Annotated in this window: 6 protein-coding genes; 3 read left to right on the forward strand and 3 right to left on the reverse strand. The window is 66.1% G+C overall.

Features of this window, described 5'->3' with window-relative positions:
* Window positions 1-20: 20 nt before the first annotated feature.
* The 3 genes from QZL63_RS08250 (at window position 21) to cobO (ending at window position 4,453) form a co-directional block, all read left to right on the forward strand.
* Window positions 21-2,024 (forward strand): DUF6562 domain-containing protein, encoded by a 2,004-nt coding sequence (locus QZL63_RS08250; RefSeq protein WP_022308848.1) that lies wholly within the window; start codon window positions 21-23, stop codon window positions 2,022-2,024.
* A gap of 135 nt (window positions 2,025-2,159) precedes the next feature.
* A complete protein-coding gene (locus QZL63_RS08255) occupies window positions 2,160-3,863 on the forward strand; it encodes an ATP-binding cassette domain-containing protein (RefSeq protein WP_022308849.1) in 1,704 nt (567 codons plus the stop codon).
* Window positions 3,779-4,453: a cob(I)yrinic acid a,c-diamide adenosyltransferase gene (cobO, locus tag QZL63_RS08260; RefSeq protein ID WP_290586519.1), complete on the forward strand. Its 675-nt coding sequence runs from the start codon at window positions 3,779-3,781 to the stop codon at window positions 4,451-4,453. The genes QZL63_RS08255 and cobO overlap by 85 nt, the downstream gene beginning before the upstream one ends.
* A gap of 20 nt (window positions 4,454-4,473) precedes the next feature.
* Here the strand turns inward: cobO and QZL63_RS08265 are convergent, their stop codons facing one another.
* From QZL63_RS08265 to QZL63_RS08275, 3 genes are all read right to left on the reverse strand, one after another.
* Window positions 4,474-5,184, reverse strand: a complete 711-nt coding sequence (locus tag QZL63_RS08265; RefSeq protein ID WP_022308851.1) for a pP-loop superfamily ATP-utilizing enzyme — start codon at window positions 5,182-5,184, stop codon at window positions 4,474-4,476.
* 123 nt (window positions 5,185-5,307) lie between these two features.
* Window positions 5,308-6,504 carry a tyrosine-type recombinase/integrase gene (locus QZL63_RS08270; RefSeq protein ID WP_022308852.1) on the reverse strand — a complete coding sequence of 399 codons (1,197 nt, stop codon included), beginning with the start codon at window positions 6,502-6,504 and terminating at the stop codon, window positions 5,308-5,310.
* 93 nt (window positions 6,505-6,597) lie between these two features.
* The coding region (locus tag QZL63_RS08275) for a DUF6850 family outer membrane beta-barrel protein (protein WP_290586522.1) at window positions 6,598-7,709 on the reverse strand (1,112 nt) is incomplete at its 5' end.

Here is a 7,709-nt window from a genome sequence, read left to right on the forward strand (position 1 = left end):
ACCTATAAAACCCTTTACGCATGAAAAAGTTGAACCGTATCCTGATGGGCGGGCTCGCCGTACTGACAGCGGCAGGTTGCTCGCAAAACCCGGATCTGCCGGGATGGAATCCCGACGGTGAGACGATCCGCATTCGTCTCGACGCCCCCGAGGCGCTGCAAACGACACGCGCCGTGGCCGGCACGAACAGTGCCCGCGGCGGTCTGACAAACGTGGACTGGGAGCGCTACGACCTGCGCTACCAGATTGCCGTCTACTCGTCCGACGGCAGCCGGCTGCTGGTCGCACCGCAGGCAAAGACCTCGGACACCTACGGTCCCACGGTCTTCGAGTTCCGGCTGACGCCGAACAACACCTACAAGTTCGTGGCATGGGCCGACTTCGTGGCACAGGGCACCTCCGAGGACCTGCACTACGACACCTCGGACTTCACGAACATCACCACCCGGGATGCCCTCGACGCGCAGATCAATGACGAGAGCCGCGACGCCTACTTCATCTCGTCCAACATCGCCATCTCCCAGACCTTCGACGCCTCGCTGACACTCAAGCGGCCTTTTGCCAAGATCCGCGTGGTGACCACCGACTGGGACGAGGCCAACGGAGCGGCGGCCAAACCCGACAACTTCCGGATCGCCTACCACGACTGCGAACGCTTTGCCGGATTGAACGCCGTGACGGGCGAAGCCGTGGGCGGCGCCGATGCCGACGCCTCGACGGTCTATACGGGAGCCATCGCGACCGACCAGGCCGGCGGCAAGTTCTACGCCGAAGGCTACGACTCGAGCGATACCAACCGCACGCTGACGGTCGATTACCTGATCGCAACCCCCGAGCAGCAGGCCGTCCATTTCAGCCTGGAGATGTTCGAGGGCGACACCGAGGTCGCCTCGCGCGATTTCCAGACCAGCATCCCCGTACAGCGCAACTACCTCACCACGCTCATCGGCAACCTGCTGACCGTCGGCGGATCGGTGACGATCTCCATCGACGAGGGCTTCACCAACGAGTGGATCGAAGGCGAGGAGTGGTGGAACGGGCAGGCGATCACCCCCGTCGAGCCGGGCTACGACGCCGCCTCGAACACCTACGATGTCTTCACGCGCGAGGAGTTCGCCTGGCTGCCGGAACACATCGACGAGATGCTCGACGCCCATCCCAACTTCACGCTGCGGCTGAACAACGACATCGACATGAGCGGCATCGAGTGGAAACCGATCTACCCGAACTCGAGCGCACGGATCTACACGGTGGACGGACAGGACCACGCCCTGCGCAACTTCTCGATGAGCGGGGCCTACGGCGCCATCTACGAATACAAGCTCGGCCCCTTCGTCCTCGGACGGTATGAGGCCTACACGGGCGTATGGGGCAAGTTCGACGGAGTGATGAAGAACCTCACGTTCGAGAACATCACCATCAACGGACTGGCCGACGCCGAATTCCCGGTCAAGGACGAGGACGGCAACCCGGTGGACCACAGCAAGGAGAACGCCTACTTCGCCGGCTGCATCGGATATACCGGCGGCAACCAGTGGAGCATGGAAAGCCAGTTCGAGAACGTACACGCCCGACACGTGCAGATCAAATCGTCGGCCACGTCGCAGAATCTCGGCGGACTGATCGGCTGGGTCGGCTCGGGCGGCGGGGATCCGGGCAGCCGCGTGGCCGCACTGAAGGATTGCTCGGCCGAAGACATCCACCTGACGGGCTATCAGGCCGGCGGACTGGTCGGCCAGGTGCTGGGCGACCGCGGCGTATCGTTCGACAACTGCCGCACGGAGGATATCTACATCCGCTACTCCTATATCTCGGCATCGTCGGGATTCATCGGCAACATCGGCGACGGAGGCATCAACATCTCCTGGTCGGCCGCCCTCGAGATCAACAACTGCTCTCCGGCCTCGAACGTCCGTTACATCAACGACCGGGACGGCGGGATCAACACGTCGTACCAACCCCAGAGTCCCTACTACGGCCACAAGAACAACGTGGACAAGGTGACGATCACCCCCGAACCCTGACCGGTGCGGCGCATGCGGCCCGGCATTCGGGCTGTCGGAACGGGGCGGAACCCACTGCGGGTTCCGCCCCGCCGCTTTCCGGTCCGGCAGGCATTTTGCAGCATCCGCGTCATACGCCCTGCCGAAACGCCGCACATGAACCTCTGCCCCACTGCCCCGCTGCACCTCCTCCTGCATGCCGCCTCCGGATTCCGGGGAAGGATCGCCACGATCCTCCTCCTCGGCACGTTCCGCACGGGGTGCGGTCTGCTCTTCGTCGGATGCAGCCGGCGGCTCATCGACCTGGCCGCATCGGACACCAGTGCCCCGCTGCTCGCCCCGGCGCTGGGGCTGGCCGCCGCCTCGGCATTCGGCATCGCCTGCAGCCTCGGACAGGGATACACCACGGCACGGACCGAAGTCCGCATGGCGAACCGGCTGCGGCGCCGGCTGTTCGGCCGGGCGGTCGGCAGCGTCTGGAACGGCCGGGAGCGGCTCCACACGGGCGATACGGCCGACCGGCTCGGGGAGGATGTGCGCCTCGTTGCCGAATGCTGCTGCCGGACGCTGCCGGGCTGCGTAAACGACCTGCTGCAGGCCGGCGGTGCGTTTCTCTTCCTCTGCATGCTCCACGCCGGACTGGCAGCAGGCGTCACGGTGCTGCTGGCCGCCTGCCTGCTGGCCGCCCGGGGGACTTCGCGGCGGATCAAGCGACTCTCCACCGCCATCCGCCGGGCCGAAGGAGGCAGCCAGGCGCTCATGCAGGAGAGCCTCCGCAAACGGGTGGTGCTGCTCGCCCTGCGCCGCACGTCCACGGCTGTGGCGCGGCTTGCGACGCTGCAGCGCGAGGTGCGGCGGATGACTGACCGCCGCGCCCGGATGACCCGGCGGATGCGCGGCCTGCTCCTCGCCGGATTCGGGGCGGGCTACCTCGCGGTCTTCATCGGAGGCGCCCTGCTGCTGCGCCACGGCACCGTCACGGTCGGGACCCTTGCGGCCTTCATCCAGCTGGTCGGGCTGCTGCAGCGCCCTGCGGCGGACCTCGGGCACAAGGCGCCGGAGGTGCTCCGCGCCGCGGCATCGGCCGAACGGCTCGAGGAGATCGGACAACTTGATCCGGAGGATGAGGTGACGCCAAACAACGCATTGAACTTCAACCGGTTGAGCGGCATCAGTTGCCGCAACGTCACCTTTGCCTATCCTAACGGCCGGCGCAACATCCTCGAACGTTTCACCCACGATTTCCGCCCCGGGAGCACCACGGCCGTCATCGGGCCCACGGGAGTCGGAAAGAGTACGCTGATCCGCCTGCTGCTGGGGCTGTTGCGTCCGCAGGAGGGGTCGGTGACGCTCTACGGCGAAGGGTGCAGGCCGGTCGAGGCGTCGGCCGCCGCACGCCGCGCCCTGGTCTACGTCCCGCAGGGAAACAGCCTGCTGAGCGGTACGATCCGGGAGAACCTGCGCGCCGGGAACAGACATGCTTCGGAACTTGAGATGAGACGTGCATTGTATTCGGCTGCAGCGGATTTCGTCGATTTGCTGCCGCTCGGGCTCGACACCCCGTGCGGAGAGGGAGGCGAGGGACTCAGCGAAGGGCAGGCGCAGCGCATCGCCATCGCCCGCGCGCTGCTCGGCCAGGGAAGGATCCTGCTCTTCGACGAGTTCAGCTCGGCGCTCGACCCCGCGACGGAACGGCTCCTCATGGAGCGGCTGACGGCCTGCACGGCAGGCCGGACGCTGCTCTTCGTCACCCACCGGGCCGAGGTGGCCCGAAGGTGCCGCCACGTGGTGAGGCTGACGCGGCGGGAAGGCGGGGAAGAACTCCCGGACGGAGGCGATCCGCAGCCCGCCGACACGTAAGATACGGCCGGCAAAAGTTTCGGTGTTCGACCCAAAAAGGCTATATTTGCCGCATGGAACGAGGATACATCCACATCTATACGGGCAACGGGAAAGGCAAGACAACGGCGGCGTTCGGGCTGGCCGTACGGGCGCTTTGCGCCGGGAAAAAGGTCTATGTCGGACAGTTCGTCAAGTCGATGAAGTACAACGAAACGCGGATCGAGGAGCTCTTCGGCCGCGCCGGAGCCGGATTCGGGCAGATCCGGATCGAGCAGCTCGGCCGCGGCTGCTACATCGACCGGCAGCCCGATGCCGCGGACATCGCGGCGGCCCGCGAGGGGCTCGCACGCTGCGCCGGACTGCTGCACGGCGGCGATTACGACGTGGTGATCCTCGACGAACTGACCATAGCGCTCCACTTCGGGCTGCTGACCGAGGAGGAGGTGCTCGAGGCCCTGCGGCAGCGCGACCCGCGGGTCGAGGCGGTCATCACGGGACGGTATGCCCCGCAGGCGCTGCTCGACGCGGCGGACCTGGTGACCGAGATGCGCGAAGTGAAGCACTACTACACGCAGGGCGTGCTGTCGCGCGACGGCATCGACCGGTAGCGGCATGCCGGCACGGCCGGCTACTCGGCGGCCGAAAGGTCGGCGAACCAGTAGGAGTAGGTGTGCACCGAGCCGTCGTCATGGCGGATGTCGTAGCTCTGCATGAAAGGTTCGCCCAGGCGGAACGGCACGGGCGAGCGGAAGATCGGGCCGTCGTAACAGAAGGTGTGGTACTCGCCGTTCTCGCCGTTGGGATCGACCCCCGCGGGCAGCGAGGCGACGAAGTCACGGTCGATCTCCCGCCCGACGGCCGCGGCGCCCAGGCCGTCGGCCATCGTCGTGACGACCACCGTGCGGAGCCCCGAGTCGAGGAAGTCGCGCATCACCTCGGCGGAACTGCGGCCCCACAGCGGTTCGACCACCTCGATGCCGAGCGGGGCGAGCTGCGCCTCGCGGTAGCTGCGCACGTCGTGCAGGAAGATGTCGCCGAAGATGAAGTGCGTGACACCCTGCTGCCTGAAATGCCCGACGGCGCGGGTCATTGCCTCGCCATAGTCCTCCATGCCGCCCTGCGGCGCAAGATCCACGACATGAAGCGGCACGCCGATCCGCTCGGCCTGCGCGAGCAGCAGCGACTCGGGAATGCCGTGCATCGTCGAGCGGCGGGTCGAGCGGTTGGCCGTTGTCAGCAGCGCGACAATCTCATACTCGTCCGACTGCATCGCCCTCCAGAGCGCATGGGCCGAATCCTTGCCGCCGCTCCAGTTGAACACCGATTTTTTGCGTTCCATATCCGTTTGCGTTCCGTTTTGTCCCGGGACGGCTGCAGCACCGCCCCGGGCAGAGGACAAAGATAGCGTTTTTTCGCCGGAAGACAATCCCCCCGGAAGGGAATACGGCCGCACGACGGCCCTTCAGCGCAGGCTGCCGACGATTCTGCGGTTGGCCGAATCGACCACCGAGTTCTCAAGCCGCGAGAGGTAGATCTGCGTCGTGCGCTCCGAGGCATGTCCCATGCCGGCACTGATGACCGAGAGGGGAACATCATGGTTGCGCGCGGCAGTCGCCCAGCTATGGCGGGCCGTATAGGAGGAGAGGCCGGAGTCGAGATGCAGCATGGCGGCCAGCCGCTTCAGCTGCCGGTTGTAGTAGTTCAGCGCCGTGCGGTAGCGGACAAAGGCCGCGGCCGGCTCCTCGGTGTCGAGCACCGGAAGCAGGTAGACCGACGACCGGGACCAATAGCGGTCGATGATGCGCTGCACGGGCGGTTCGATCCGCACGGAGAGCTGCTGCCCGGTCTTGTGGCGCGTATAGTGGATGGCCCCGCCGCGGATGTCGCTCTTGCGCAGGTAGGCCATATCGACGAAGGCCATGCCGCGCGTGCAGTAGCTGAAGATGAACAGGTCGCGGGCTCGCGAGAGCGGACCCGACGCGTCGAGGTCGAGACGGAACAGGCGTATGATGATCGACTCATCGACCGCCCGTTTCGACGTGCGGTCGATGCCCGTATAGACGCTGCGAAACGGATAGGACTGCTCGGCCAGATGCTGCCGCACGGCCTTGTTGTAGACCGAGCGCAGGATGCGCATGTAGAACGAGATGGAGTTGCGGACCACGCCACGCTGCCGCAGAAAGGCGCCGTAACCCTCGACCAGGCTCTCGTTGAGCGCACGGATCGGGAGGTCCTCGCCGCCGAGGTAGCACGACAGGCTGTTCATGGCCCGGAGGTAGTTGCGTGCCGTGCCGAAGCGCCGGCAGGAGTTCAGGTGCTCGATCTGGCGGCGCATGTAGGCAAGGATCGTCTCCCGGTGCTGCGGCGCGACGAAGAGGCAGACCACCTCGTCGGCATCGTAGGGCCGCGCCGCAGCCTCGAGCCGGCGGATGATGCCGGCCAGTGCCGCAAGATCGCTGTCGATGCACTGCCGCACGAGCGCCTCCTCCTCCGTTGCCGGGGCTGCGAGGCGCTGCGCCGGAAAGTCCCACTGCCCGGTCTGAATCCGGAAACGGGTGGCGATCTGCCGGATGCGGCCCCGGTGTGCCACCTGATAATAGATGCGGCCGGCTTTGCCCGCGACCGAAGAGGGTCTGAACTTGACTTTTACTGTTGCCATAACGATTCGTGTTTCTGAAAAGACGGTTTATACCCCGTAAGTTTAAGAAACACGATCGGAAAATCGCCCGGCCATGCGGCCGAAACCCGCCTGTCAGAAGGCGCAGCCCAACTGCAGGCGGGCCGTATGGCGCATGGCATTGCCCAGCGCAGTCGTCGAGAAGGCCTTGTCCCAGGCGTAGTCCAGCGCGACGAACCCGCGGATGCCCCGGCTGCCGAAACGGCGCGTCAGCCGCACGTCGAGCTCGAGGCCGACGCGCGGGGCGGTCAGGAACTCGTACTCCTGCACGAGCAGGTCGTCGAGCGTGCGGGTCAGGGTCTCGCTCTGGCCCGAACTGTCGTAGCTGCCATCCGCACAGAGGGCGCCCGAGCCCGAGGAGTATCCGCCCCCGAACCCGAAGGTCCAGAGGTTGCGGCCGCGCACGAGGTTACGGCAGCCTGCGGCGCGGAAATGCCACCACGTCAGTGTCTGAAGCCGGTAGTCGGGATAGTTCACGGCCAGGATCCGGCGGGAGCCGGCCCCGCCGTCGAGGGTCGCCCGCCACGCCGCCACCCCTTGCCCGCGTCCGAACTCACCCGTATAGACGACCGATGCCGAGCGCCGCGTACGGCTGCCCACGTCCGTCTGTCCGAGGTAGAGGATGTAGCTGCGGCCGACCTCCTCGGTCTGGTAGGTGTAGATGTTCTCGCGGTTGGAGACCGTTCGCTGCCCGAGTTCAAGCCGCAGGATGTGGCGCTGCCGTCCGGCATCGAGCGTCAGCTGCGCGGTGTATGCCAGTTCGCTGCCGTCGTGGTCGGTGTAGACCACCGTCGTGGGCGACGGGCGGCCGTAGTAGCCCGCGCGCGTGCGGAACGAGCATTCGCTGAAGAGGGTCAGCCGCCGGCCGAGACGCCAGTCGATCTGAAGCGACCCGCCGTGGTAACGGTCGAAGAGCGGCTTGGTTTCGTTCTCCTTCGTATAGCCGTTCTCGCCGAAGACCTCGCGCTTGCCGAAGAAGGCCCCGTAATCGAGCAGCGACTCGTAGACGCGGTCGGTCTTGCCGTAGACCTTGAGCAGCAGGCTCTCGATGCGGCGGCGGTAGGTGTAGTTCGCCCCGAGCGCAAGGCGCGGGCCGAGGCGGAAAAGCACCCCCGGGGCGACGGTCATGTCCATGAGCGAATTGACGTGGCGCAGGTCCTTGCGTTTGGAATAGTTGGCCGTCGTGT

This window comes from Alistipes sp. CAG:268 (genome assembly GCA_000434235.1).
Taxonomy (GTDB): Bacteria; Bacteroidota; Bacteroidia; order Bacteroidales; family Rikenellaceae; genus Alistipes; species Alistipes avistercoris.

Excerpts from the sequence above, each read along its gene's own strand:
- QZL63_RS08250 (WP_022308848.1), top strand. The coding sequence starts at position 21 with ATGAAAAAGTTGAACCGTATCCTGATGGGCGGGCTCGCCGTACTGACA.
- QZL63_RS08255 (WP_022308849.1), top strand. The coding sequence starts at position 2,160 with ATGAACCTCTGCCCCACTGCCCCGCTGCACCTCCTCCTGCATGCCGCC.
- QZL63_RS08265 (WP_022308851.1), bottom strand. The coding sequence starts at position 5,184 with ATGGAACGCAAAAAATCGGTGTTCAACTGGAGCGGCGGCAAGGATTCG.
- QZL63_RS08270 (WP_022308852.1), bottom strand. The coding sequence starts at position 6,504 with ATGGCAACAGTAAAAGTCAAGTTCAGACCCTCTTCGGTCGCGGGCAAA.